The following is a 22600-nucleotide window of genomic DNA, read 5'->3' as shown; positions in this document are numbered from 1 at the left end:
TCTTGTAAACAGGTGGTTAGGGGTTCGAGTCCCCTCGCCAGCTCCATGTTGAGAGGGCCGCATGGCGCCCCTGACCTGCAGTTTTGTCATTGTGAGCGACAGGCGGCGCACGGGACACGAGTGGCCTCGAACTGAGAGGATTTCACTCTGGGATCCCTAGGGATCGCCCAAGACGGCGCCCTCGAGGACGACGACCCTGCTGCTTGGGCTGGTGGTCCGCGCTCGCCGGTGCCTCGCTCCTCCTCGCTACTCGGGTGATGGATCCCAAATCTGTGTCGCGCGCTGAGCGACACGAGCTGTCCCGCACGCGGCACGTCCGGATGGGAGCCGCGCACGCCATCAGCGGCATGTCTGGGGGCGTAGTGGCATCCTGAGCGTTGCCTCGTCGTGAGTGTCGCACTTCGAAAACGCAGTCACTCCACGAGCTGCAGCTCCTCGACTTGCAGCGCCGATCCGTCCCGGAGCGGTTCCCACACGCCGGTCGACTTGAAGCCGTGGGCGGTATAGAGCCGGCGTGCTGCTTGGTTGCCCTCGGTCACATGCAGACGTACGCCGAGATCGCGGTCGCGGCACAATTTCACCAGATCGCCGAGGAGCCCGGCGGCGTACCCACGGCCGCGTGCCTCGGGCGCCGTCCACATGCCCCAGACGTAGGCGACGGCACTGTCCGGGGGAGTGAAGACGCCACCCACCGCGACTCCGCGGCCGTCTTCCAGCACCACCAGGATCGGTGCTGACCCCTCGGCCTGCTGCCGCCAGAAGTCCTCCGTGAGCGCCTGGGCCTCGGCGAGCGTCCTGCGGAAGGCGTCGGGAGAGTCGGCCAGCGCCCGCAAGCTGACGTCGCGGAAGAGGGGCCAGTCACCAGCGGTGATGGTGCGTACCTCGACGTTCATGGCACCGAGGTTGTCAGCGAACCGCGTCGTACTGCCACCAGATATCGACTCGTCTGACTCCTGACCAGCGAGCCCCGGAATTCCGAAAGCGTGCTCCGAGAGGAGAGCCCTGTCGTGGGTGCCAAGTGGGAGGAGTACGACGACGTGTCTACGTACATCCCCATCGGCGACGTCTCGGAGGCAGCGAGTCTCCTCTCAGAGTTCACACCGTTGCCGTGGTGTTGATCGTCGTCTCGGGCTGAGGCTTGCCGGTGTGGGACAGGATGGGCACGTGCGGATGCTGCTGACCTCGAACGGGCTGTCCAACGAAACGCTGCGAGAGGCGTTTGCGGAGTTGCTGGGCAAGCCCTGCGCCGATGCCCGTGTCGCGGCGATCGTGACCGCCTCGCTGGGACAGCCCGGCGATCACGGCTGGTTCGTCAACGCGCTCGCCGACCTGCACGGCATGGGCTGGGGCGAGCTCGACGTGCTCGACCTCAACGGCCTGCCGCGGGACGTGCTGGAGGGACGTCTGGGCCGGGCCGACGTCTGGTGGGTGACCGGCGGCAACCAGTTCCATCTCGCTCAGAGCATCGCCCGCGCCGGACTGTCCCAGGCGTTCCCGAGGCTGGTGCGCGAGAAGGTGTACGTCGGCACCAGCGCTGGCTCGATGATCTTCAGCCGGCGCTTCGACGAGCGGGCGGCCGACCTGCTCGGTGACCTCGCCGACCTCCACCTCCTCGGCGAAGAGCGGATCACGCCGCCCTGCCCGCTGTTCGACTGGTACGTCAAGCCGCACCTCGGCTCCCGGTCCTTCCGCAACCGCGACGAGGCATGGGCGGATCGGCTGGCTGCAAGCGTGGATTTCCCGCTCTACCTGCTCGACGACGACTCAGCGATCCGGGTCCGCGGCGACCAGGTGGACGTCGTCTCGACCGGGCGCTGGCGCCTGGTCGGGCAATGAGGCCGAGCCTGCCGCGCGGGAAAGTCGGAGGACACCCGTGGTCGCCCGACGGGAGGATGGCGGCATGACGATGCACGCCGACCAGCTCCACGTCGACGCGCGGACCGTCCGCCGGCTGGTCGAGGTGCAGTTCCCTCAATGGCGCGCACTGCCGGTCACCGAGCTGCGCACGCCCGGCACGATGAACGCGATCTTCCGGATCGGCGACGACCTGGCCGCCCGCTTCCCGCTGGTCGGTCACGACCCAGCGCAGGTCCGGGCATCGCTGGAGGCCGAGTCCGCGGCCGCGCGTGAACTGGCCGACGCAGCCACCGTGCCCACCCCGGTGCCGGTGGCGATCGGGGAGCCGGGCGCGGGGTATCCGCTGCCGTGGAGCGTCCAGACCTGGCTGACCGGCCACGACGCGACGGTCGAGGACCCCGCAGGCTCGAACGCATTCGCCCAGGACCTTGCCCAGTTCATCGCCGCGATCCGCGCCCGCGACACCGGTGGGCGACGCTTCGACGGCGTCGGGCGCGGCGGGCACCTCCCGGACCACGACGAGTGGCTCGAGACCTGCTTCCGGCACAGCGAGGACCTGCTCGACGTACCCCTCCTGCGCCGGATCTGGGCGGAGCTTCGGACGCTGCCCGAGGTCGACGAGGACGTGATGTGCCACCGCGACCTCATCCCGCCCAACGTCCTGGTCGACGACGGCCGCCTCGTCGGCGTCCTGGACGGCGGCGGCTTCGGTCCTGCCGACCCGGCGCTCGACCTCGTGGCCGCCTGGCACCTCCTCGACGAGACCCAGCGCGGTATCCTCCGCCGCGAGCTCGGATGCGGCGACGTCCAGTGGCGGCGCGGGACGGCCTGGGCGTTCCAGCAGGCGATGGGGCTGGTCTGGTACTACCTCGACTCCAACCCGACGATGAGCCGGTGGGGCAGGCGCACCCTGGACCGCATCGTCGATGCGTGGGACCGTCCGATCGAGGACGATTCCCGCCTGGAGTCGGACCGAGTGCGGTGATGGTGAATGTCCCGCCACGCAGCCGAATTCAGCAGTGGATCTGATAAGACGCGCTGTGCCCAATGAAGCTGTGGACGCACAGGTCCGCGGCCTGGACGGGCGCCATCGGTGAGGCTCGAGTAGAAAGAACGTGCGAGCCGAGCGAATCGACTTCGATGCTCACGCCAACCCGGAGAGGTACCCATGGCCGACAGTTCCACCAACATGGTGACGTGGTTCCAGCTGCCCGCGGAGGATGAGCCCAAGGCCTGGGCGTTCTACCAGCGCGTCTTCGGCTGGACGCCTGAAGACGCCTACGGCCCGCCGCGTGAAGGTGCCATCCGGGGCGAGATCAGCGCACGCACCGAGGACTTTGTGCACCCTCGACTCGTGATTCGGGTGGACGACCTCGACGGCACCCTGGCCATGGCGGTCGAGGCCGGCGCGACGGTTGTCCAAGGCCGCACGGCTATCCCCGAGATCGGCATGGTCTTTGCCGTGTTCCGTGACACCGAAGGGAACGTCCTCAACATCGTCTCCAACCTCGCATGAGGTAGATGGCGGATGAGTAGCCTGCTGACGGGTTCGCGAACCGGTGCTGAGGCAGGGTGCGCAGGATCAGGCCGGGAGGTCGACCATCACCAGGGTCATCCGGCACGCCGTCTCGGCGACCAGAGCGTGTGAAGCGCCCGGGGCCAGGTAGATGATGTCACCGTCCCCCATGGCGTGCTCGGTGCCGTCGACGGTGAAGCGCATCCGGCCGCTCACCAGCTGGACTGCCACGGCCCGCGGCGAGGTGTGCTCAGTGAGCATCTCCCCGGCGTCGAAGGTGAACTGGACGATCCGCATCACGTCGTTGGTGACCAGGACCCGCGAGGTCGTCGACTCGGCCACGACGGGGAGCGCGTCGATGAGACCCAGGTGGGCGGAGGACTCTGAGACGGGGGACTGCTTTGGCATGTGGTGACTCTACGACCGCGGCGGCCGGAGTGCCGTCACGACTCAGCGACCGCAACGGTCCAAACGCTCCCACGGCCAGTCGGTGGCGACCCACTGTGCAACGGCGTCTGCTAGCGGCCGGTCGAGGCCAGATCTGTCTGCCCGCACCCAGGACTGCACCGTGACGTCCCAATCCTCGGAGGCAGACGGATACAGGTAGACGCAGCCGATGACGTCGTCGTCGTTGGGGTCAAGGACAGTGAAGGTGAAGCCGACGCCGCGCGCGAAGTCATCGGCGTGGCGGCGGAGGTCGGCGAGGTTCTCCTCGAGCGTCATGCCGCTGCGTGGCGGCCAGTTGCCGTCGGGGTACCCGGGGGTGGAGCGAATGTGCTCGATGCTCGACATCCAGGCGGCATGGTCGGCCTCATTGTGCTGCGGCCCCAGCGGTTCGAGGCGGAACTGGTCGGTGACGAGCGAGGTCGGCGGATCGAAGCCGACCGGCACGAACGCATCCGCGGTCATGACCGGCACGGTACTGGCCCCGCCAGACGCCCTGCACCTGAGTTCTCGCGGTGGCACGAGCGGCAGCGTTCCTCGTGCCACCGGCTGTCTCGTTGCGTTCTCCCACCTGGAGATCGTCTTCGTGTTCGACCGCGTCGACCCGGCCAAGATCCGGACCGATCCTCGCCCAGCGCGTGGCAACCCGCAGTGGCCACCGGTGGGAGTCTTCGCCGGACACGGTCCCTTCCGGCCCAACCGGCTCGGGGTCTCGCGGTGTCGACTGCTGGACGTGGACGGTTTGGACCTGCGCGTTGCCGACCTCGACGTGCTAGACGGGACGCCGGTCCTCGACATCAAGCCGTACATGCGGGAGTTCGAGCCCGTCGGCCCCGTGTCGCAGCCGGCCTGGTCAAGGCGGCTGATGCGCGGCTACCACCGCGCAGTGCAGGAGCGAATCAGCATCGCGGGCCGACGGGGCTGCGGGTTTGTCGCAACTCGCGCCGGCGCCCAAGCTGCCAGTGAAGCCCGAGAGCGGGCGGAGGCTCGCGGTGGACATCGCGTCGGGCATCCCCTTCGAGCTGATCGGGCTGCTCACCCCGCTGCCCGCGGATGGCAGGCCCGTGCCAGGTGAGATCATCGAGCATCAGGCAGCCGCCGCCGGTTCCGGCGCTGCCGTCGAGGGTCCCCACGTGGCGGCCCGCCTCGCCGCCGACCATGTTCATTGCATACCGCCGAAGATGCCCTCGTCGGGGTTCAGTGACGTGGGTCGCCCGGTGCACGGCCGAGCTGCGACGGCGCTGAAGAGGCGGTATGCCGCTGGGCTCGATCGCAGGACAGAGTGCCGTCTCTGGGAGGTCCCTCCGATGCGGGAGCCGGGCCCCCCGGCATACGGCCGCTTCACGACGACCCCCGCTTCTCGGCGAGGACGGAGATGCTCTTCACCCCGTACCTCCTGGTGGCGCTGCCTGCCTGTGCGGAGAGGAACTCGTAGCGGTTGCGCCGAATCTGAGCTATGAAGAGGCCCGCCGCTTCGATGGCCTCTTGGTAGGCGTCCTCCTGCGCCGCGCCCCCGATGCACGAGGCCCACAGTTCGGCGTTTCCGACGATGGCATCGCTGAGCTGGCGCTCGGTGACGATGTCCGCAATGGCCATCCGACCCCCGGGCCGCAACATCCGGGCCGCGGCGTCGAAGACCGCCTGCTTGTCGGCCGCGAGGTTGATCACGCCGTTGGAGATGATGCAGTCGGCACTCGCGTCGTCGACCGAAGGGTTCTCGATGCGTTCCCCGCGGAACTCAACGTGCCCGAACCCGCCGTCGGCCGCGAGGCGACGGGCCTTCTCGACCTGGGCCGGGGTGAAGTCGATGCCGATGACCCGACCGGACGGGCCAACCAGCGTGGCGGCGTAGAACGCGTCCATCCCGGCGCCGCTGCCGAGGTCCACGACGGTTTCGCTCGGCCCGAGGGCGGCCAGGTCGAAGAAGTGGCCCACGCCGGCGAAGGACTCCACCGCGCCGGGCGGTATCCGGTCGAGGACCCGCTCGCTGTAGCCGAGCCGGACCGCCAGGGGTCGTCCCAGCTGGAAGTGGTACGTACCGTGCGGCTGTTGCGCGACGCGCTGGTACATCTGCTGGACCTTGGTCGTGAGCTGCTCCGGGTCAACCGAGCTGGCCATTGGTGCCTCCTTCCCATCGTGCTGCGGTCGACCAGTCCAGGCAGATCAGGCGCAGGGGCTCAGTGCCGCCGTGGCTCTCGATCGCCTGAGCCTCCCCCGGGACGACAGGGAACTCGTCTCCCGGGTTGTCGTCGAGGGGTTGGATCGCCGCATGATCGGTCATGTTCCGCGCGCCATGGTGACGGTGACCGGGTTGCTGACGATGTCAAGCACCGGTGAGGTTCGCTGCACTTGGGCGAGCAGTTCGTCGATCTGCTCGTCCGGCGCGTCAGAATCGATGGTGTAGGTCACTCGGACCGTCTGGTAGCCAGGGCGCACGTCTGGGGACAGGCCGAGGAAGCCGTGCAGGTCGAGCTCGCCCTCGAGGTCGAAGTCCAAGGCGCGAATCTCGATGCCTTGTGCCGCGGCGTTGTACGCGACGCCGACGGCCAGGCAGGAGGCCAGGGCGTGCAGCACGGTCTCGACGGCGTTGGGCGCCTGGTTGGAGCCGAGCAGCACCGGCGGCTCGTCGCCGTCAAGGTTGAAGGGCTTGGAGCGGGACGAGTCCTCTGTGCCGGCGCCCCAGAAGCCCTGGATGGACGTGCGGGAGTGACCTCCGCCGAGCCAAGTGGTGGCCGCTCGGAACCGGAATGTTGCCAGCGTCGGGTCCTGCTGGATCGCGGTGACCGTTTCGGCGAGCTGGGTGACATTCACCCCGTTCGTCGCCTGGCGTTGTGTGGTGGACATCGTTACCTCCGGATGGTGAGAGTGATGGATGGGACCGGTGCGGGCGCCGAGCCCGGGCCCCACGGGCTGTCGTAGAGCCGCGCCGACGACCGACATTGACACCGCTGAGACGTCCCGGCCGACGAGGCCCATTGCATCGGCCAATCAGCGTCCTCCGACGACCGGGGCCACGAAGGCGATTCCGGTCTGGACGAGGATGAGCTCGCCGGTGGCGACGCCGGCCTCGACCTCAGCGACGCTCGTGTAGGGCATGTTGGCGACGTCGAAGGCGGCGCCCGGGAGTGCGAGGACGATCGTCCAGGCGCCCGTGTATCCGCTGGTCCCCGGCACAGCGGACAGGACGTGGTCGTGCCTGAGGGTGCCGTCGGCGCACGCGACCTGGGTGGCGCCGGGCGCCAGGACGACGTACAGCGTGGGTGCCGGGGCGTGGCGACTCGAGGTGGACAGATCTGGGCCGAGCGCGAAGCAGGCGAAGTGGGCCTGGCTCGGGCTGGCGCTGGTGGCCGACGGGATCTGGAGGACCACCGTCTGGCCCTCGTAGTACGAAGGCTCGTACTCCAAGGTTCCAGGCGGGGCAAGGGCAGTCGCCGGTCCACCGCTCAGGAGCAGCAGCAGCGCTACGCCAAGGAGCAGCAGGACTTTCGATCGGCCGTGTCTGGACATTTCTTGCCTCCTGAACTCATGCCTTCCGATGCTGACCGGCACCGGGTGGGCGCTGGCGTTGACACTGATCAGACGTCATGGATGACACGGGCTATTGCCTCGGCGGAAAATGCAATAACGGCAGTCGCCGGGGACGTCTCACCAGTGCCGCTACTGGGTCAACCGTCCCGGGAGCCGAGGATGCGCCTGACCAAGGACCAGACCGAGACCTATCAAGCGCTGGCGCGAGCCCAGATCCCGCGCCTGCACGCGATCGCGCGCGGGCTGGTGGGTGACAGCGCGGCGGAGGATGCCGTCCAGGAGTGCCTGATCCGCGCCTATCGGCACTACGATCAGCTGCGCGACCACGGGTCCGCTGCGAGCTGGTTGGCGAGCATCCTGGTCAACTGCTGCCGGGACCACCTCCGAAGGACCGCCCGACTCCCCGCGCCGATGGACATCGAGGCCATTGAGGAGTTCTCTCTCTACCGGACCATCGCCTACGAGGACCCGTTTCCGTACTCCGACTCGCTGCACCTCGACTTCCTCGCCGGGTTCACCTGTCAGGATGTCCGGACCGTTCTGCTGCGGCTACCGGTGCTGTACCGGATTCCGTTGGTACTGGTCTACGTGGAGGGGTTCCTCGCGCGGGAGGTCGCGGACATGCTCTCCGTCCCGCTCGGCACGGTGCTCTCGCGTCTGCACCGCGGTCGCAAACTCTTCGAGCGTGAGCTGTGGTCCTACGCGGAGGACACCGGGATGCTGACGAAGAAGGTGGACGCCCGATGATCACGTGTACCGAGGCCACACGCCGGCTGTGGGACTACCTCGACGAGCACCTTCCCGCGGCGGATGTCCGAACGCTCGAGGAGCACCTTCACCGCTGCCGGACCTGCTGCGGGGAGCTCGAGTTCACCAAGGAGCTGAGGCGGTTCCTCGCGCGATCGGCCGATATGGAGGTGCCCCCTGATGTGCTGAGCCGACTCCAACGAACCGTGGAGGAGATGGGCAGTTGAGCAGTGACCTCATGCCGACAGAGGCGATCAAGCGGATCGTCCGCGACGCCTACCGCAACGTGCCACCGACGACGGAAGCAGTAGCCCGTCGCATCTACTCTCCCGAGGCCCTGGCGGGAGTTCCAATGTCGGCGATCTGTCGCTCCCTCGGCGTGGCCGATCACCTGAGCTGGGCCACGATCGAGCCCGGCGACACGGTCCTCGACGTCGGCTGCGGGGGCGGGATCGACAGCATTATCGCCGCGCACCGGGCGGGGCCGTCAGGGCGCGTGATCGCCTTGGACTTCCTGCCCGAGATGCTGGAGCGGACCGCCCAGGCTGCCCGCTTGGCGGGCGTGGAAACCGTCGAACCGTTGCTGGGAGAGATGGAGGGCATCCCGCTGCCAGACGCGAGCGTGGACCTCGTCATCTCGAACGGGGTCATCAACCTGTCGGCGCGCAAGGGTCGGGCGATGGCTGAGTGCGCCCGCGTGCTGCGGCCAGGCGGTCGGCTCTGCGTTTCGGACCTGACGGTCGACCAGGACCACCTGCCGCCCGAGATCGTGACCCAGCCCGCGGCGTGGGCCGGCTGCGTCGCCGGCGCCCTGTCCGAGGAGGGATTCCTCCACAAGCTCGACCGCGCCGGCTTCCGCGACATCGAGGTCGTCTCCCACGAGCCCTTGAGCATCGACGACTGCTCGCTCTACCCGCTCTTTCCCGAACACGTCATCGACCTCATGCGACGCCTCATCCCGCCCGAACGTCACCCGCAGGTCGCGATCGCGATCGTCGTGCGGGCTTCACGGCCATAGCCGACGCCAGCGTCCGCCAGGGCGGAGGGAAATTTCGCGGGCGGCTCCCGAGGCTGACGCAGTCGGGGATGGCCGTCAGCCCAGCGGCTCGAGCGCGAATCTTCCCCAGGCGATGAAGCCGAGCAGGCCGATGAACATCAGGTCGCCGAGCAGGTAGCCCCACTCGCTTCGGCGGAATCGGGTTGTTCCTGCACCGGCCATCACCAGCATCAGCCCGGAGGCGGCCAGGGGTACGAGGATGACGGCCACGTCGAGCAGCGCCGGCAGGACCATACCGGCGGACCCGATGATCTTGGTCGTGCCGATGGCCTTGACGTGCCCTCGACCGAAGTCGTCGACCCAGTGCTGGCTGGGTCCGAACGAGCGGAACTTCTCCTTGGTCAGCGCCACTTGACTCACGCCACCGATGGCAAACGCGGTGGCAACGATGATGGTGACGATCCACAGGGCAGTGTGCACGGCAACTCCTCTCGTTCCGTTACCTCGCCAGTGCGAGGTGCGTCGTAGTGGTGTCGGACCTCAGCCACGAAAGGTGACAGCCATGACTCGCGACTCGTCTCTGGTGACCGAGTTCGATGACCACCGCGAGCGGCTGGTGGCGATGGCCCACCGGATGCTCGGATCCCGAGCAGATGGCGAGGATGCCGTCCAGGAGGTGTGGCTGCGCCTGGCTCGTCAGGAACAGGGCTCGATCGACAATCTGCCTGGCTGGCTGACCACGGTGACCGGTCGGGTCTGCATCGACATGCTCCGGGCGCGCAGAGCCCGGGTGGCCACCGTCCCCCAGGCGGACTTACCCGAGTTCACGGTCAGTGAAGACACCGAAGCCCCCGATGAGGCCGCGGTCGCGACCGACGCGGTGGGCCTGGCACTCTTGGTGGTGCTCGACTCGCTCGGGCCTGACGAACGGTTGGCGTTCGTGCTCCACGACATCTTCGCGGTGCCGTTCGCAGAGATCGCCCAGATCCTCGGCGCCTCCACCGACGCCGCCAAGATGTCGGCCAGCCGCGCGCGCCGCAAGGTCCGCGGCGCCGACCTTCCGAGCGATGGTCGACAGCGTCAGCGTCAGGTGGTGGATGCCTTCTTGAAGGCTGCCCGGGACGGTGACTTCGATGCCCTCCTGCAGGTGCTCGACCCGCACATCACGTGGCGCTCCTACGGACCTGATGGGGTCACGGTGACGCTCGGGGTCACCGAGGTGATCGCCGCCACCGAGCGCGGTGCGCGGGCCGCAGTGGTGGCACGCCGGGTCCTGGTCAACGGGGCTCCCGGCGTCCTGACCTGGAGCCGCAGCGGAGTACCGCTGAGCGTCATGGCGTGCACCGTGCGCCATGGACGCATCGTCGACGTGGTGGCCGTGGTCGACCCACGCCGGCTCGCCACCATGGACCTGCCCACCTGCGACGAGATCGGCGGCTAGCCGAGAGGGACGTTCACGGGCGCGCGCACGATGGATCGATGCCTCGCAGGGACCTTGGGCCCTACCGCGGGCCGCTGCTCCCCGATAGAGGTGGGGGTGTGGTCCGCAGACGAGCGGCACCATCGGGGTCACCGAGGAGGAGTCATGGCAGACGTCATCGTGCTGGGAGCGGGAATCGCGGGGCACACGGCCGCGCTGCACCTGAGCCGCCGTCTGCGGCGCGGCCACACCATCACCGTGGTGTCACCCAATTCGCACTGGAACTGGATTCCGTCGAACATCTGGGTGGGTGTGGGCAAGATGGCCAAGAAGGATGTCGTCTTCCCGCTCGAACCGGTCTACCGCAAGAAGGGAATCACTTTCCGTCAGGCCAAGGCCTACGCGATCCACCCGCAGGGAGACGCCGACAGCGACCGCGGGGCCGTCGACGTCGAGTACACCGGGCAGGGGAGAGCGGGCCAGACGGAACGGCTCCGCTACGACTACCTCATCAACGCCACTGGTCCACGGCTGCGCTTCGATGCGACGGAGGGTCTCGGACCGGAGGGCTTCACCGCATCCGTGTGCACGGCCGATCATGCGATCGAGGCAGCAGGTCAGCTGAGGGCCACCATCGAGAGGCTTCGGGCCGGCGAGCGGCAGACGCTCGTCGTGGGTGTGGGGCACGGCACCTGCACCTGCGAAGGAGCGGCCTTCGAGTACGTCTTCAACGTCGATCATGAACTGCGCGAGGCGGGGGTGCGGGACCTCGCGGAGGTCATCTACTTCAGCAACGAGGCGGCCCTCGGCGACTTCGGCGTCGACGGGATGACCTTCGAGGAGAGCGGATTCCAGACGACGAGTGAGCTGTGGACGGCCTCCCTGTTCCGAGAGCGCGACGTCCGGGCGATCCTGGGTGCGCATGTCGAGCGAATCGAGGCAGGCGTCATCCACTACGAGACGCTGGACGGCGAGCACCACAGCCTTCCCTTCGACTTCGCCATGCTGCTCCCACCGTTCGGTGGGGTCCCCCTCAAGGCCTACGACAAGCAGGGCAACGACATCACCAGCGAGCTGTTCGCCCCGAGCGGGTTCATGAAGGTGGATGCCGACTACACGCCGAAACCCTATGAGGACTGGCGCGGTCGGGACTGGCCCGAGACGTACCAGGCTCCCGGCTACGACAACGTCTTCGCGGTGGGAATAGCCTTCGCTCCGCCGCACCCCATCTCGCGGCCCCGCACCAGCCCGGGTGGCACGGTGATCTCGCCCGCGCCGCCGCGCACGGGCATGCCGTCGGGGGTGATGGGCAAGACAGCTGCCCTGACGGTCGTCGACCGGATCAACAACGGACGCAACGCCCCCGCGCACCGCGCTTCCATGGCCAACATGGGGGCAGCGTGCGTCGCCTCCGCCGGTGCGAACCTGCGCACCGGCTCAGCGGCCGCGATGACGATGATGCCGGTCGTGCCGGACTACTCGGTGTATCCGACGGGACGCGACCTCAAGGCGACCACCGGTGAGATCGGGCTGTCCGGGCACTGGGTCAAGCTCATGCTGCACCACCTGTTCCTCTACAAAGCCAAGGGCCACATCGGCTGGCAGTTCATCCCGGAGTGATGACCATGACGAACGAGAACGTGCCCCGAGAGCGCGACCAGCAGCCGTTCGCAGACGTGTCGAAGGCCCCCCTGCCGACGGCCCAGACCCTGCGCGGCCGACGGAACCTGGCCTACCAGCTGACGCGATTCATCAGCTTCAACGGCCGGATCATGCGCATGGTGCTCAAGGGAGACCACTGATCGGCTGAGGCTCCAGCGGGGCTGACCACTGACGACGGAGTGGTGCCCGGGCCCGGCACGTCCGCGCGGCACGGCGGGGCGGTGTCAGGCGCCAGTGATGACACGCGGGTCTCCGGTGAACCACACGCAGTCGATGTAGACCCTGCTCATCCGCCACAGGCCGTCTGACTCGCGCGCGGTCACCGAGTAGAGGTTCTTCAGGAGCGCGTGCCGGCTGTGGTCGTTCTTGGGCAGGTGCTGCGCCTCGACGAGGGCAGTCATCTCGGCCGAGCTTCCGGTGATGGCCACCCTGGGGTTGGTCACGACGTGCGTGGTGTCGATGCGAGTGGCCGGGTTCATGATGATGCCGCTGATCATCTCCCGTCCCTCCATGAGGGGGACGTCGATGCCGCACCTGTGGGCTGCGGGCCGAAAGTCCAGCACCGCATCCTCGGTGAAGGCGGACTCGAACAGCTCAAACGCTCCAGGGTCGTCACGCCTGTCCTGGGCGAGGCCGAACCGGAACAACGCGTCGACAACGCTGGCCGCACGGGAAGCATCGGCCGAACGCGCCAGAGCGGTGGTCACGTGCGGCACGAGCGAGAACGGGGAGGAAATTCGTGAGGGAGAGGTCATACCGGGCAGGCTAAAGTCGTACACCTATGTCAAGGTCAACAGCATTTCCCGCATGAGAGTCGACGAGCTGGCCAGACGGTCGGGAGCATCGCCGCGGTCGATCCGGCACTACGACCGCGCGGGCCTGCTCACCAGTGTGCGGAGGCCGAACGGCTATCGCGACTTCCCGCTGCAGGCGATCGAGGAGGTGCGAGTGGTCAAGCGGCTGCTCGCCTCGGGCCTGTCCGTTGCTGACATCGTCACGCTGCGGCCCTGCCTCACGGCGGGCGGCGAGTTCAATGGCTGTGCGCAGGCGCGGTCGATCCTTCGGCGTCACATCGCCCGGCTGACCGCATCGATCCAACGAGACCAGGAGACGCTCGCACACCTGCGCGAACGGGAGGACAACATGTCCCCCGCTGGGCAGGTTGAGCAGTCGGTCGGGTGAGCCCGTCGTCACTCCATCCAGCCTGTGCGTGCGGTTCGTCCACCGTCGCTGCTACCGGGTGAGGCGCCGGCTCTCCTGGATCGCAGCCCAGGCAGCGGCCTCGGCCCTGTTGCGCACCCCCAGCTTCGCCAGCACGTTGCTGACGTGGTGGGCGACGGTCTTCCTGCTCACGAACAGGTGTGCGGCGATCTCCGGGTTGGAGCAGCCGGCGGCCACGAGCGACAGCACCTCGCGCTCCCGTTCAGTGAGGAGGTCACCCCCGCGAGGAGCCGGCGCCGGTCGGCCACCCAGGCTCCGCAGCAGTGCCGAGGCACGCCCGAGCTCGACGGATGCACCGAGCGAGGCGAAGGTCTCGGCTGCCTGCCTGGCCTCTGCCAGTGCGACATCCGCATCGTCCCTCGCGACCGCCTCGGCCAGGGCGAGCTGGGCGTGGGCTTGCTGCAGCGGGAGTCGGGCAGACCCGAGGAGGCGCACGGCCTGGCGCAGTGCCTGGCGGGCCCGCGGATCCTCAGTCGCTGCGGCGACCACTCCATCGGCCAGCCGGGCCAGCCCGGTCAGGGCCTCGCCGACGTCCCCGGCCGTCAGGTCGGCGATCCGGGACAAAGTCCGGGCAGCAGCCCCCAGATCCCCGCAGGCGACCTGGAGCTCGGCGAGCAGGGCGAGTGCCGGGAGCACCCCGAGGTTGCCCTCGCGTCTGGCCAGCTCTTCTGCGAGGACCGCCACCGCAGCACGGCGTTCGCTGTCGCTGACCGCCTGCCGCCATGCCACTCGAGCCGCCGGGCTCAGGCCGAAGGCGTCGCCCCGGCCGTGAGCGAGCAGCCGCTGCGCCTCGCCGTAACGGCCCTGATGGACGCGGAGCTCGGCCAACCGGCAACACGCCGCGGGGCGAAGCGCGCGGTACGTCGAGTCGTACAGCTCGACCGACCGGGTCAGCTCCTGGTCCGCCTCGTCCCACCGCCCAGCCGCAGTCCACACCACCCCCACGTGCATCCGGCAGATCGCCGAGGCCCAGGCGAGGTCCAGGCGCTTCTCCAGGTCGGCGAAGACGCGGTGCCATTGCTCGGCGCGCGGCACGTCCAGGGTCGCCTCACAGGCGACCATCAGCTTGCAGTAGATCTCACCGACGACCGACGGGCTGGCGACCTCACCGGCGTAGGCGGCGGCAGCGGCCTCGTCCAACCGGCGCATGCCGTCGGGGACTCGTCCGGTCTCGACCAAGGCAAGGCCGCCGTAGGCGAGCGCGTCGAAGCCGAGGTCGTCGTCCCCGAACGTCCGCGCGGACTCCTCGGCGACTGCGACCCAGTGGTCACGATCCTCGGTGCGCGAGGCGTGGAGCGCCCTCGCGAGAGCGACCCATCCGGCCTCGGTGCAGGGGCCGGACCGATCCGCGAGCCGGATGCCACGCTCCAGCCACCCCCGGGACACCGCGTCGTTGCCGAAGAGGGCGAGGTGGTCGAAGGCGATCTGGTATGCCGCCAACCGTGCCGCGCTCCGGATGTCACCGTCCGCGCGGTACCCCGCGTATGCCGCCTCACGCAGCGCGAGGGCGCCGACGTAGTCACCCGCCCGGGCTTTCACGTCTGCGTCGTGGATGAGGTCGCCAGGCCCCATAGGTGCATTGTCGCGCCAGATGGGCACGCTGCATGGGGCAACTGACCGATCCGCGCCCAGGCTCCCGCGATGGAGTCTGGACACATGACGACAGAGCAGTTCCTCATCAGTGCCGAGCAGGCCGAGGCCTACGAGGACCGATTCGTGCCGGCGCTCTTCCAGCAGTGGGTGAGTCCGGTCCTCCGGGCCGCACGGCTGCGTCCGGGCGACCGAGTCCTTGACGTCGCGTGCGGGACCGGCGTCGTGGCCCGGGCTGCCGCCGAGCTCGTGGCCCCGAACGGCCGGGTGGTCGGGCTGGACCTGAACCCGGCGATGCTCGAGGTCGCTCGTCGCGTCGCACCGGGAGTCGAGTGGAGGCAAGGCGACGTGACGGCGCTTCCCTTCGGTGAGGCCACTTTCGACGTCGTCACCTGCCAATCGGCGATCTTCTTCTTCCCCGATCCGACAACGGCGCTGGCCCAGATGAAGCGGGTTGTCCGGCTCGGCGGTCGAGTCGTCGTGCAGGCGTTCTCGTCACTGTCAGCCCAGCCCGCGTACGGGCCGTGGGCGGACCTGGTCGCCCGTCATGCCGGACCGGATGCCGTTGAGTTGCTCGGGACCTACTGGTCCGAGGGGGACGTCGGGCTCATGCGAGACCGCTGCGCAGAGGTCGGCCTTCGCGTGGCCGCGGTCGATCAGCACGTCCAGCCGGCCTACTTCCCCGACGTCGCGGCGATGGTGCTCACCGAGGTGAACGCGACACCGCTCCGCGACCGCCTCGACCAGGCGCATCTCGACCGGATCCTGGCCGAGTCGCACGACGTGCTGCGGTCGTTCCTCCGTGGCGGTCAGCTGGTCATTCCGCTCGCCGGTTATGTTCTGGCTGCCGAACGTGAATGACGGACAGCGCAGCACCCCCCGGGCGCGGGTCCTGCTGCGAGTTGGGACATACCGGACCCCACCGCGGCTGGCGTGCCGACCAGTGGGCAGGAAACGCCAACCCGTGGGGGTACGATTCATGTGATATTGACGGAGTGTTTGCGTGGTTGCTCCCACCGCAAGGAGCGGGGCGCCCAACCCAGAGCGGGACTCACCCCCTGAGAAAGTTCTGGATTCAACAGGAAATCGTGTCATGATGAGCGCCACTACCCGTCTAACAGGTAGTGGCCATCTCCTCGGAGATGGTTGCCAGGGCGCCTGGCGCGCATTCGTGGAGGGGTGCGCGCCAGGGCCCGACCCGGGAGGTGAGGGGGCATCCACACCGCCCGGGGTGCTTCGGGGCTCGTCCTCGTGGCAACAGGTGCCGCCCCGTCGGCGACCGGCGTTCCCCCCTGTCGCCGGCCGACGGGGCGGCCCCTCGCTTCTCAGGGTCGGACGCCCGACCGCTGCCGGGGCGCCGGAGCAGGTCGGGCTCGCCCCCACAGGCCCAGCCACTCAGCCACCCAGCCACTCAGCCACCCAGCCACTCGGCCACCCAGCCACTCGGCCACTCAGCGGACGTGCACGTCCCGGCCCAGCGGCATACGGCATCTGACGGTCGGCACGCGCGGCGCTGCGGTCACCGCATGACGAGCCACGCCGGGGGGCTCATGCCCGATGCAGAGCCGGTGTCGAGTCGCTCGGGCGCCCCGACCACGGTGCACGACGACCCGTCGAGCGGGCACCGCAGGAGCGCCTCGTCGAGGGTCTCGCTGTGGGCCACCACCGTGACCGCCCGATCGCGGGCGTCGATGGCGCTGCCGGTCATCAGGAGCCCGTTGGCGCCGCTGTCGACGTGGAGGATCCGAGCGGCATCGCTCGTCCGCATCACCCACAGGTCATGTGGCGACCCGCCGTCGCTACCCGAACCGCCGATGAGGAGCTCGCCCGACGGCGAGAACGCGCTGGGGAAGAAGTCCCCGCACGCCGTCCACCGGGCGGCCAGGTCGTCGGCGTCGAGCAGCCGGAAGCACGTGTCTCCACCGGTGCCACCTTCTGGCAGGAAGACGACCAGACCAGCGCCCTCGTGCGCAGCCCCGAAGCGCCCGTCGAAGCCCTTGAGAGCGCCGGTGCGGACGTTCCACGTGTAGCCGCGAACGGGTTCGCTGCGGATGTCGTTGACGAAGACCGTGTCGCCGACGATGCCCTCGGCGAGCAGGCCGGCGCGGGGAGCGGTCGCGACGACGTCACCGTCCGAGGCGATGATGTGGAGGCGCTCTGACGCGTCGACATACGACGCGAGGGTGTGGTCGGAGTTGATCGCCAGCACGGACCCACGGCCCAGCCGGGCCCGCTCCGCGCCGGTCACCCCGTCCCAGACGACGACCTCCCAGTCCCCGCCGGCGAGCACACTGCCGAGCACCGCACCGTCGGCGAACAGGGAGATGTCCGACCCGAGCTGCGAGCCAGGCGCCACGGCCAGGGTGACCTCGCGATCCCGCGTCAGGTCGCGGACCGTCGTGCCGTGGACGTGGGAGACGTCGGGCGAACCGCTCGACCCGGCCAGGCTCGGCCGTGCCGTGGCAAGGGGTGCGCTGTCGGCGTCGTAGGTCGGCGCCGGGGTGGGGGGCGCCGTCGTGCGAGAAGCGGTCGCCGTGGGTGGAGCCGTCGTGCCCGAACCCCGCGTCGTGGTCGCAGTGGAGGGCCCAGAGGACGTCGCTGGGGTCGTCGCTGGGGACGTCGCAGAGGAGGTCGCCGAGGAGGCCGTGCGGGCCGGACCCGGGTCGATCAGGGTCCCGTCGTCCCGCAGGCCGCCCAGGGCGAACGGGCTCGCGACGGCCAACGCAGCGACGACGGCGCCGACGCCGGTGAGGATCGCGCGGTTCCGGCGCAGGCGGCGCGCCTGCGAGACCGCGGCCGCCGTGAGGTCGGTGCTCGCCGTCACCGTGTCGAGGTGGCCGTGCAGCGAGTCGACGAGGCGGCGCTCGAGGCCGTTGCCGCCGTCTGGCCTGTCGCCCGTCATGCCGGCACCTCCTGCTCGAGGCGACTGCGCAGGGTGGCCAGGGCCCGGTGGGTCTGGGACTTGACGGTGCCGATGGAGCAGCCGAGGATCTCGGCGGTCTGCGCCTCGGAGAGGTCCTCGTAGTAGCGCAGCGCCACCGCGGCCCGCTGGCGCGGCGGCAGGCGGAGGACGTGCTGCCAGAGGCCGTCGTCGCGCGCGGGAGGGTCGAGCGAGGACGTGCGCTGCGAGGTGTGCGTCGACTCGAAGTCGACGGTCTCGCGACGCCGCCAGGCCCGGCGCCACCACGACGTGTGCTCGTTGACCATGACCTTGCGCACCCATGCCTCCATGGCTCCGGCCTGACGGATCGTGTCCCACTTGAGATAGAGCCGGGCCAGGGCGGTCTGGGTGAGGTCCTCCGCCGCCATGCGGTCGCCCGTGAGCAGGTAGCCGAAACGGACGAGGTCGTGCTGTCGTGCGCGGACGAAGGCCGCGAACTCCTCGTCCACGTCGCTCATGTGTCCCCTCGGCACCCGGTTGGCTCAGTCACGGGGGAGATGCAGGTGCTCCCTCAAATGGTTGCAAAGGGGTGCAAGCCAATAAGCAGCCGTATGCCGCTGGACTCGTTTCCGAGCCCAGCGGCATACGGGTGGTGGTGGGGTCCTCCGACGGCGCGGGTCTACCTCGGGACGACGTACCGGGGGCTCATGCCGAGCGGGTCGGTCAGCTCGAGCTCCGGCTGGAGGGTGGTGCAGTCCATCCCGAGAGTGCAGCGCTGGAGCGTGTTGCGGGGCTCGCCTCCGAACACGTCCGCTGCGGTGTTGCGCGAGATGACAAGCGACTGCTCGTCCGCGTCCAGCCGCCAGCTCCAGGCCGAGATGGGCTTCTCCGGCGTGCCGCCGAGCATGTCCCTGCCGTCACTCGCACGGAACACACCGGGGATGAACCAGTGGCCGCCGTCGATGAACTTGCTCCCGATGAGGTAGGTCCCCGTGCTCGAGAACGAACTGGGCTGGAAATGCGTTGGGTTGCCCTCGGGCCCGCACTGCTCGACGAGCGTGGGGAACGCCTGCTGGGTGAGGTCCACAATGGCCCAGCATCCCGGCTCCTGGCCATCGCTCGGCAGCTCCCACTGGAGTGCGGCGCGGGTCCGGTCGTCGGACACGGCGACGATGTGTGAAGGCACCTCCCGCGTCTCGCCCGTGACGTAGTTCCACTCCAGCCCGGGCTGCGAGGCGTCGGCGTTGAGGTAGGCGTAGTCGCCGACGATCGCGGCCGGAGACCGGTCGTCCCGGCGCTCCGCGATGGGGTCGCCGTCCGCCCCGGCGACGCGGACGGTGTCGTCCAGACCGTTGCGGTAGAGCACCCGAGTGCCGTCCCGGGAGACGGCGTAGAAGCCCGAGTCTCCGAGAGCCGCTACCGTTCGACCGTCGGCGTCGAGAATCTCCATCTCGCTCTGACTCGCGCCGGTGCTCATGTGCGACTGGAGGAGGAAGCCGCCATTCGACAGCACGACGAGCGACTCGACGACCGTTCCCCGCTCCAGCGGAATTTTCCTGCCGGCCACGACGATCGTGTCGTCGAGGGCGTACGTGTTCTCGGGCGTCGCCGTGACGGGCGGGGCTGGGGGCGTCGTCGTCACGGTGGGGGTCGTGGTCTCGGCGCCTGATGCGGTCGCCGAGGGCGTGGGGGAGGCCGATGCGCTCGGGCTGGGGGTCGTGGCGGGGGCCAGGCTTCCGGTGGGTCCCGTCGGCGACCAGAAGAGGAACGGCACGACGGCTGCGGCAACGGCCGCGGCTGCTGCCGTGATGGTGGTGCGCCGCCGGGTCCGACGACGCTCCAGACCGATGGCGGCCGTGGCGAAGTCCCCCGTGGCGTCGATGCGCGCGGCGTCCTCCTGCAGGGTCTGGCGCAGGTCCAGCTCGTTGGGGCTCATGCCGTGACTTCCTTCATCGTGATCCGGAGGGCGTTGAGGGCTCGACTGGTGTGGCTCTTCACGGTGCCGACGGAGATGCCGAGCACCTCGGCGGTCTGGGCCTCGGTGAGGTCCTCGTAGTAGCGCAGCACGATCGCGGCCCGCTGCTGCGTGGGCAGGTTGCGGATGTGGTTGCGCAGGTCGTCGTCGGCATAGCGGTCGGCGGGTGCAGGCGGGTCGGCGTAGGTGATCAGGTCGCTGCCCGTGACCTCCTTGTGCCGCCAGGTCCGGCGCCACCAGCTGTTGTGCTCGTTGATGATCGTCTGGCGCACGTAGGCGTCGGGCGACCCGTGGATGCCTCCCCACTTGCGGTAGACCTTGGCGAAGGCGCTCTGCACGAGGTCCTCCGCGCTGTGCGGGTCACCCGTCAGCAGGTAGGCGAAGCGAACGAAGTGGCGTTGCCTCGCCCGGACATAGGCCGTGAAGTCGGCCTCGTCATCTGCGGTTCCCATGTGTTTCCCCTGTCGAAGGGAGCGGACCTGACCTATACGCTCCCACCGCCGCAGAAGGTTGTCCGCTGGACCACGCAACACGCCCGGCAGTCCGCAACGCACCAGTGAAATATCCGGTGTGCGTTGCGGAGTGCCGGGCGTGTTGCGTCGTGGGCTGGTTCAGCGGGGCGGCATGCGGAGGGCGCCGTCGAGGCGGATCACCTCGCCGTTGAGCATGCCGTTGTCGATGATGTGACGCACGAGGCTGGCGTACTCGGTGGGGTCGCCGAGGCGGGCCGGGTGCGGCACCTGCTGCTCGAGTACGGTGCGCGCCTCGGCGGGAAGCCCCGCGAGCATCGGCGTCTCGAAGGTGCCGGGCGCGATCGTCATGACGCGGATCTGCTTGTCGGCAAGGTCCCGGGCGGCCGAGAGCGTGAGACCGACGATGCCGCCCTTGCTCGCCGCGTAGGCCGCCTGACCGATCTGCCCGTCGTATGCCGCGATGCTCGCGGTGTTGACGATGACGCCCCGGTCTCCGTCGACGGGCTCGTTGTCGAGCATGGCGGCAGCGGCGAGACGCAGGACGTTGAAGGACCCGATGAGGTTGATGTCCACGACCGTCTTGAAGGTCTCGAGGGGGAGCGGGCCTCTCTTGCCGACGACGCGTCCGGGCGTGGCGACCCCGGCACAGTTCACGACGACGCGCAGCTCGCCGAGCTCCGTGGCGCGGTCGACGGCGGCCTGGACCTGCGCCTCGTCGCGCACGTCGGCCGGGACGAAGGCCGCGCGGTCGGCGCCGAGCTCCTCGACGAGCGAGGCGGCGGGGGAGGACTCGAGGTCGATGATGACGACCTTCGCACCGTCGGCGACGAGGCGGCGGGCGGTCGCGCCGCCCAAGCCGGAGCCGCCGCCGGTGACGATCGCGACGGTGGTGGGGGTGAGCTGCACGGGGAGACCTTTCAGTCGGCGAGGACGTGGCGGGAGATGACGATGCGCTGGATCTGGTTGGTGCCCTCGAAGATCTGGGTGACCTTGGCCTCCCGGAAGTAGCGCTCGACCGGGAAGTCCTGGGTGTAGCCGGCGCCACCGAGGACCTGGACGGCGTCGGTCGTCACCTTCATCGCGGCGTCGGTGCAGATCATCTTGGCGACCGCCGCCTCCTTGCTGAACGTCCGGCCGGCGTCCTTGAGCCGGGCGGCGTGCAGGTAGGTCGCGCGGGCCGAGGTCACGGCGGCCTCCATGTCGGCGAGGATGAAGGCAAGACCCTGGTTGGTGCCGATGGGCCGGCCGAACTGCTCGCGCTCCTTGGCGTAGCCCGCAGCGACGTCGAGCGCGGCCTGCGCCAGGCCGGTCGCGGCGGCCGCGATGCCGAGGCGGCCGGAGTCCAGAGCCGTCAGCGCCATCATCATGCCCTGGCCCTCCTCTCCGATCCGGCGACTCGCGTCGACCCGGGCGCCGTCGAAGAGGACCTCGCCGACCGTGTCCGAGTGCAGGCCCATCTTCCGCTCGGGTACGCCGAACGTCATGCCCTCGGTGTCAGCGGGGACGATGAACGTCGACAGACCCTTGCCGCCCGTGTCGGCAGTCCGGGCGAAGGTCGTGTAGAAGTCGGCGTGCCCGGCGTGCGAGGTCCAGGCCTTGGTGCCCTTGAGGGTGTACGAGGAGCCGTCGTCGGAGCGCGTCGCCCGGGTCGTCATCGAGGCGATGTCCGAGCCGGCGAGGGGCTCGGAGAGACAGTAGGCGCCGAGCTGTTCGCCCGAGAGCATGCCCGTCAGGAGGGCCTCCTGCTGCTCGGTCGTGCCGAACGTGGCGACCGGGAAGGCGGTGAGGCTGTGGACGCTGACGCCGACGGCCACGCTCATCCAGACGGTAGCGATCTCCTCCACGACCTGGAGGTAGACCTCGTAGGGCTGCCCGCCGCCGCCGAGCTCCTCGGGGTAGGGCAACGAGAGCAGGCCGGCGCGGCCGAGGGTGCGGAAGACGTCGCGTGGCAGCTCGTGGGCTCGCTCCATGTCGTCGACCTTCGGGGCGAGGTCCTTGCGGCAGATCTCCCGGGTCAGCTCGATGAGGTCGGCGGCGTCTTCGGTGGGCATCAACCTCGTCGCTGGCATGCACCAGATACTAGGACGTCCGAGCATCCCGCCAAAAACGTGAGACGTATGCCGTGGGGCTGGGCGAGGACAGGAAGTGAGCACTCGACGGGAGGCCACGCACAGGGCACCGGGAGGAAGCGAATCGACCGCGACCAGGAATCGCGGGAGACAGACCGGGCCGCCGGCCCTAGCGTTCTCGTGTGCGCCCCTCGCTGCGTCGACCGCTGCGTCGACCGCT

Annotated in this window: 28 protein-coding genes; 12 read left to right on the top strand and 16 right to left on the bottom strand. The window is 69.2% G+C overall.

What is annotated here, in order from left to right:
* Nucleotides 1-413 precede the first annotated feature (413 nt).
* Entirely contained in the window at nt 414-893 is a 480-nt protein-coding gene (locus tag LOY02_RS10070) for a GNAT family N-acetyltransferase (protein ID WP_317182222.1), read from the bottom strand.
* A 277-nt stretch (nt 894-1170) separates the two neighbouring features.
* On the opposite strand from LOY02_RS10070, the gene LOY02_RS10065 reads away from it, so the two are divergent.
* From LOY02_RS10065 to LOY02_RS10055, 3 genes are all read left to right on the top strand, one after another.
* Nucleotides 1171-1836, top strand: coding sequence for a Type 1 glutamine amidotransferase-like domain-containing protein (locus tag LOY02_RS10065; RefSeq protein ID WP_317182223.1), 666 nt, complete (start codon nt 1171-1173; stop codon nt 1834-1836).
* 64 nt (nt 1837-1900) lie between these two features.
* Nucleotides 1901-2842: an aminoglycoside phosphotransferase family protein gene (locus LOY02_RS10060; RefSeq protein WP_317182221.1), complete on the top strand. Its 942-nt coding sequence runs from the start codon at nt 1901-1903 to the stop codon at nt 2840-2842.
* A 183-nt stretch (nt 2843-3025) separates the two neighbouring features.
* Nucleotides 3026-3373 carry a VOC family protein gene (locus LOY02_RS10055; RefSeq protein ID WP_317182220.1) on the top strand — a complete coding sequence of 116 codons (348 nt, stop codon included), beginning with the start codon at nt 3026-3028 and terminating at the stop codon, nt 3371-3373.
* A 66-nt stretch (nt 3374-3439) separates the two neighbouring features.
* Here the strand turns inward: LOY02_RS10055 and LOY02_RS10050 are convergent, their stop codons facing one another.
* Both LOY02_RS10050 and LOY02_RS10045 read right to left on the bottom strand, forming a co-directional pair.
* Nucleotides 3440-3781: a cupin domain-containing protein gene (locus LOY02_RS10050; protein ID WP_317182219.1), complete on the bottom strand. Its 342-nt coding sequence runs from the start codon at nt 3779-3781 to the stop codon at nt 3440-3442.
* Nucleotides 3782-3823: 42 nt separating this feature from the next.
* Complete coding sequence (locus LOY02_RS10045; RefSeq protein WP_317182218.1) at nt 3824-4282, bottom strand: N-acetyltransferase; 459 nt, start codon at nt 4280-4282, stop codon at nt 3824-3826.
* On the opposite strand from LOY02_RS10045, the gene LOY02_RS19235 reads away from it, so the two are divergent.
* Nucleotides 4281-4892, top strand: coding sequence for a TrmO family methyltransferase (locus tag LOY02_RS19235; RefSeq protein WP_410505938.1), 612 nt, complete (start codon nt 4281-4283; stop codon nt 4890-4892). The genes LOY02_RS10045 and LOY02_RS19235 overlap by 2 nt on opposite strands.
* A 266-nt stretch (nt 4893-5158) precedes the next feature.
* On the opposite strand, the gene LOY02_RS10040 is transcribed toward LOY02_RS19235, so the two are convergent.
* The 4 genes from LOY02_RS10040 to LOY02_RS10025 all read right to left on the bottom strand — a co-directional run bounded on the left by LOY02_RS10040 (nt 5159) and on the right by LOY02_RS10025 (nt 7222).
* On the bottom strand, nt 5159-5935 hold the full coding sequence (locus LOY02_RS10040) for a methyltransferase domain-containing protein (protein WP_317182217.1): 777 nt from the start codon (nt 5933-5935) through the stop codon (nt 5159-5161).
* The gene (locus LOY02_RS10035; RefSeq protein ID WP_317182216.1) at nt 5919-6098 is read right to left on the bottom strand and encodes a hypothetical protein; all 180 of its coding nucleotides are present in this window, start codon (nt 6096-6098) and stop codon (nt 5919-5921) included. Before LOY02_RS10035 ends, LOY02_RS10040 begins: the two co-directional genes overlap by 17 nt.
* Nucleotides 6095-6661: an OsmC family protein gene (locus LOY02_RS10030; RefSeq protein WP_317182215.1), complete on the bottom strand. Its 567-nt coding sequence runs from the start codon at nt 6659-6661 to the stop codon at nt 6095-6097. Before LOY02_RS10030 ends, LOY02_RS10035 begins: the two co-directional genes overlap by 4 nt.
* Nucleotides 6662-6805: 144 nt before the next feature.
* Nucleotides 6806-7222: a hypothetical protein gene (locus LOY02_RS10025; protein WP_317182214.1), complete on the bottom strand. Its 417-nt coding sequence runs from the start codon at nt 7220-7222 to the stop codon at nt 6806-6808.
* Between the two features lie 282 nt (nt 7223-7504).
* On the opposite strand from LOY02_RS10025, the gene LOY02_RS10020 reads away from it, so the two are divergent.
* From LOY02_RS10020 to LOY02_RS10010, 3 genes are read left to right on the top strand one after another with little or no spacing between them, the layout of a single operon-like run.
* Entirely contained in the window at nt 7505-8092 is a 588-nt protein-coding gene (locus tag LOY02_RS10020) for an RNA polymerase sigma factor (RefSeq protein ID WP_317182213.1), read from the top strand.
* Nucleotides 8089-8319, top strand: a complete 231-nt coding sequence (locus LOY02_RS10015) for an anti-sigma factor family protein (protein ID WP_317182212.1) — start codon at nt 8089-8091, stop codon at nt 8317-8319. The genes LOY02_RS10020 and LOY02_RS10015 overlap by 4 nt, the downstream gene beginning before the upstream one ends.
* On the top strand, nt 8316-9110 hold the full coding sequence (locus LOY02_RS10010) for a methyltransferase domain-containing protein (RefSeq protein WP_317182211.1): 795 nt from the start codon (nt 8316-8318) through the stop codon (nt 9108-9110). The genes LOY02_RS10015 and LOY02_RS10010 overlap by 4 nt, the downstream gene beginning before the upstream one ends.
* A 75-nt stretch (nt 9111-9185) precedes the next feature.
* On the opposite strand, the gene LOY02_RS10005 is transcribed toward LOY02_RS10010, so the two are convergent.
* On the bottom strand, nt 9186-9569 hold the full coding sequence (locus LOY02_RS10005) for a DoxX family protein (RefSeq protein ID WP_317182210.1): 384 nt from the start codon (nt 9567-9569) through the stop codon (nt 9186-9188).
* Nucleotides 9570-9651: 82 nt separating this feature from the next.
* On the opposite strand from LOY02_RS10005, the gene LOY02_RS10000 reads away from it, so the two are divergent.
* From LOY02_RS10000 to LOY02_RS09990, 3 genes are all read left to right on the top strand, one after another.
* The gene (locus LOY02_RS10000; protein ID WP_317182209.1) at nt 9652-10530 is read left to right on the top strand and encodes a sigma-70 family RNA polymerase sigma factor; all 879 of its coding nucleotides are present in this window, start codon (nt 9652-9654) and stop codon (nt 10528-10530) included.
* 144 nt (nt 10531-10674) lie between these two features.
* Complete coding sequence (locus tag LOY02_RS09995; protein ID WP_317182208.1) at nt 10675-12129, top strand: NAD(P)/FAD-dependent oxidoreductase; 1455 nt, start codon at nt 10675-10677, stop codon at nt 12127-12129.
* Between the two features lie 5 nt (nt 12130-12134).
* Entirely contained in the window at nt 12135-12311 is a 177-nt protein-coding gene (locus LOY02_RS09990; protein ID WP_317182207.1) for a hypothetical protein, read from the top strand.
* Nucleotides 12312-12395: 84 nt separating this feature from the next.
* On the opposite strand, the gene LOY02_RS09985 is transcribed toward LOY02_RS09990, so the two are convergent.
* Nucleotides 12396-12926: a nuclear transport factor 2 family protein gene (locus tag LOY02_RS09985; RefSeq protein ID WP_317182206.1), complete on the bottom strand. Its 531-nt coding sequence runs from the start codon at nt 12924-12926 to the stop codon at nt 12396-12398.
* Between the two features lie 52 nt (nt 12927-12978).
* On the opposite strand from LOY02_RS09985, the gene LOY02_RS09980 reads away from it, so the two are divergent.
* On the top strand, nt 12979-13353 hold the full coding sequence (locus LOY02_RS09980; protein WP_317182205.1) for a MerR family transcriptional regulator: 375 nt from the start codon (nt 12979-12981) through the stop codon (nt 13351-13353).
* A 51-nt stretch (nt 13354-13404) separates the two neighbouring features.
* Here LOY02_RS09980 and LOY02_RS09975 read toward each other — a convergent pair whose 3' ends face one another.
* Nucleotides 13405-14964, bottom strand: a complete 1560-nt coding sequence (locus LOY02_RS09975) for a LuxR C-terminal-related transcriptional regulator (RefSeq protein WP_317182204.1) — start codon at nt 14962-14964, stop codon at nt 13405-13407.
* Nucleotides 14965-15033: 69 nt separating this feature from the next.
* On the opposite strand from LOY02_RS09975, the gene LOY02_RS09970 reads away from it, so the two are divergent.
* The gene (locus tag LOY02_RS09970) at nt 15034-15843 is read left to right on the top strand and encodes a class I SAM-dependent methyltransferase (RefSeq protein WP_317182203.1); all 810 of its coding nucleotides are present in this window, start codon (nt 15034-15036) and stop codon (nt 15841-15843) included.
* 658 nt (nt 15844-16501) lie between these two features.
* Here LOY02_RS09970 and LOY02_RS09965 read toward each other — a convergent pair.
* The 6 genes from LOY02_RS09965 to LOY02_RS09940 all read right to left on the bottom strand — a co-directional run bounded on the left by LOY02_RS09965 (nt 16502) and on the right by LOY02_RS09940 (nt 22380).
* On the bottom strand, nt 16502-17884 hold the full coding sequence (locus tag LOY02_RS09965; RefSeq protein WP_317182202.1) for a hypothetical protein: 1383 nt from the start codon (nt 17882-17884) through the stop codon (nt 16502-16504).
* Nucleotides 17881-18381: a SigE family RNA polymerase sigma factor gene (locus tag LOY02_RS09960; protein ID WP_317182201.1), complete on the bottom strand. Its 501-nt coding sequence runs from the start codon at nt 18379-18381 to the stop codon at nt 17881-17883. Before LOY02_RS09960 ends, LOY02_RS09965 begins: the two co-directional genes overlap by 4 nt.
* A gap of 161 nt (nt 18382-18542) precedes the next feature.
* Complete coding sequence (locus LOY02_RS09955; protein WP_317182200.1) at nt 18543-19799, bottom strand: hypothetical protein; 1257 nt, start codon at nt 19797-19799, stop codon at nt 18543-18545.
* Nucleotides 19796-20290, bottom strand: coding sequence for a SigE family RNA polymerase sigma factor (locus LOY02_RS09950; protein ID WP_317182199.1), 495 nt, complete (start codon nt 20288-20290; stop codon nt 19796-19798). The genes LOY02_RS09955 and LOY02_RS09950 overlap by 4 nt, the downstream gene beginning before the upstream one ends.
* Nucleotides 20291-20449: 159 nt before the next feature.
* Nucleotides 20450-21217, bottom strand: coding sequence for an SDR family NAD(P)-dependent oxidoreductase (locus LOY02_RS09945; RefSeq protein WP_317182198.1), 768 nt, complete (start codon nt 21215-21217; stop codon nt 20450-20452).
* A gap of 11 nt (nt 21218-21228) precedes the next feature.
* Nucleotides 21229-22380 (bottom strand): acyl-CoA dehydrogenase family protein, encoded by a 1152-nt coding sequence (locus LOY02_RS09940; protein WP_317182197.1) that lies wholly within the window; start codon nt 22378-22380, stop codon nt 21229-21231.
* Nucleotides 22381-22600: the final 220 nt, after the last annotated feature.

Source organism: Intrasporangium sp. (assembly GCF_032907665.1).
Lineage (GTDB): Bacteria > Actinomycetota > Actinomycetes > Actinomycetales > Dermatophilaceae > Intrasporangium.
The sequence above is the reverse complement of the archived record's forward strand: the minus strand, read 5'-3'. Positions and strand labels throughout refer to the sequence as shown.

Coding starts and splice junctions, on each gene's coding strand:
- LOY02_RS09975 (WP_317182204.1), bottom strand. CDS start 14,964: ATGGGGCCTGGCGACCTCATCCACGACGCAGACGTGAAAGCCCGGGCG.
- LOY02_RS10035 (WP_317182216.1), bottom strand. CDS start 6,098: ATGACCGATCATGCGGCGATCCAACCCCTCGACGACAACCCGGGAGAC.
- LOY02_RS10000 (WP_317182209.1), top strand. CDS start 9,652: ATGACTCGCGACTCGTCTCTGGTGACCGAGTTCGATGACCACCGCGAG.
- LOY02_RS09940 (WP_317182197.1), bottom strand. CDS start 22,380: ATGCCAGCGACGAGGTTGATGCCCACCGAAGACGCCGCCGACCTCATC.
- LOY02_RS10040 (WP_317182217.1), bottom strand. CDS start 5,935: ATGGCCAGCTCGGTTGACCCGGAGCAGCTCACGACCAAGGTCCAGCAG.
- LOY02_RS09960 (WP_317182201.1), bottom strand. CDS start 18,381: ATGAGCGACGTGGACGAGGAGTTCGCGGCCTTCGTCCGCGCACGACAG.
- LOY02_RS09970 (WP_317182203.1), top strand. CDS start 15,034: ATGGAGTCTGGACACATGACGACAGAGCAGTTCCTCATCAGTGCCGAG.
- LOY02_RS10030 (WP_317182215.1), bottom strand. CDS start 6,661: ATGTCCACCACACAACGCCAGGCGACGAACGGGGTGAATGTCACCCAG.
- LOY02_RS09950 (WP_317182199.1), bottom strand. CDS start 20,290: ATGGGAACCGCAGATGACGAGGCCGACTTCACGGCCTATGTCCGGGCG.
- LOY02_RS10060 (WP_317182221.1), top strand. CDS start 1,901: ATGACGATGCACGCCGACCAGCTCCACGTCGACGCGCGGACCGTCCGC.
- LOY02_RS09980 (WP_317182205.1), top strand. CDS start 12,979: ATGAGAGTCGACGAGCTGGCCAGACGGTCGGGAGCATCGCCGCGGTCG.
- LOY02_RS10045 (WP_317182218.1), bottom strand. CDS start 4,282: ATGACCGCGGATGCGTTCGTGCCGGTCGGCTTCGATCCGCCGACCTCG.
- LOY02_RS09965 (WP_317182202.1), bottom strand. CDS start 17,884: ATGACGGGCGACAGGCCAGACGGCGGCAACGGCCTCGAGCGCCGCCTC.
- LOY02_RS19235 (WP_410505938.1), top strand. CDS start 4,281: ATGACCGGCACGGTACTGGCCCCGCCAGACGCCCTGCACCTGAGTTCT.
- LOY02_RS09990 (WP_317182207.1), top strand. CDS start 12,135: ATGACGAACGAGAACGTGCCCCGAGAGCGCGACCAGCAGCCGTTCGCA.
- LOY02_RS09985 (WP_317182206.1), bottom strand. CDS start 12,926: ATGACCTCTCCCTCACGAATTTCCTCCCCGTTCTCGCTCGTGCCGCAC.
- LOY02_RS09955 (WP_317182200.1), bottom strand. CDS start 19,799: ATGAGCCCCAACGAGCTGGACCTGCGCCAGACCCTGCAGGAGGACGCC.
- LOY02_RS10050 (WP_317182219.1), bottom strand. CDS start 3,781: ATGCCAAAGCAGTCCCCCGTCTCAGAGTCCTCCGCCCACCTGGGTCTC.
- LOY02_RS10070 (WP_317182222.1), bottom strand. CDS start 893: ATGAACGTCGAGGTACGCACCATCACCGCTGGTGACTGGCCCCTCTTC.
- LOY02_RS10065 (WP_317182223.1), top strand. CDS start 1,171: ATGCTGCTGACCTCGAACGGGCTGTCCAACGAAACGCTGCGAGAGGCG.
- LOY02_RS09995 (WP_317182208.1), top strand. CDS start 10,675: ATGGCAGACGTCATCGTGCTGGGAGCGGGAATCGCGGGGCACACGGCC.
- LOY02_RS10055 (WP_317182220.1), top strand. CDS start 3,026: ATGGCCGACAGTTCCACCAACATGGTGACGTGGTTCCAGCTGCCCGCG.
- LOY02_RS10015 (WP_317182212.1), top strand. CDS start 8,089: ATGATCACGTGTACCGAGGCCACACGCCGGCTGTGGGACTACCTCGAC.
- LOY02_RS10020 (WP_317182213.1), top strand. CDS start 7,505: ATGCGCCTGACCAAGGACCAGACCGAGACCTATCAAGCGCTGGCGCGA.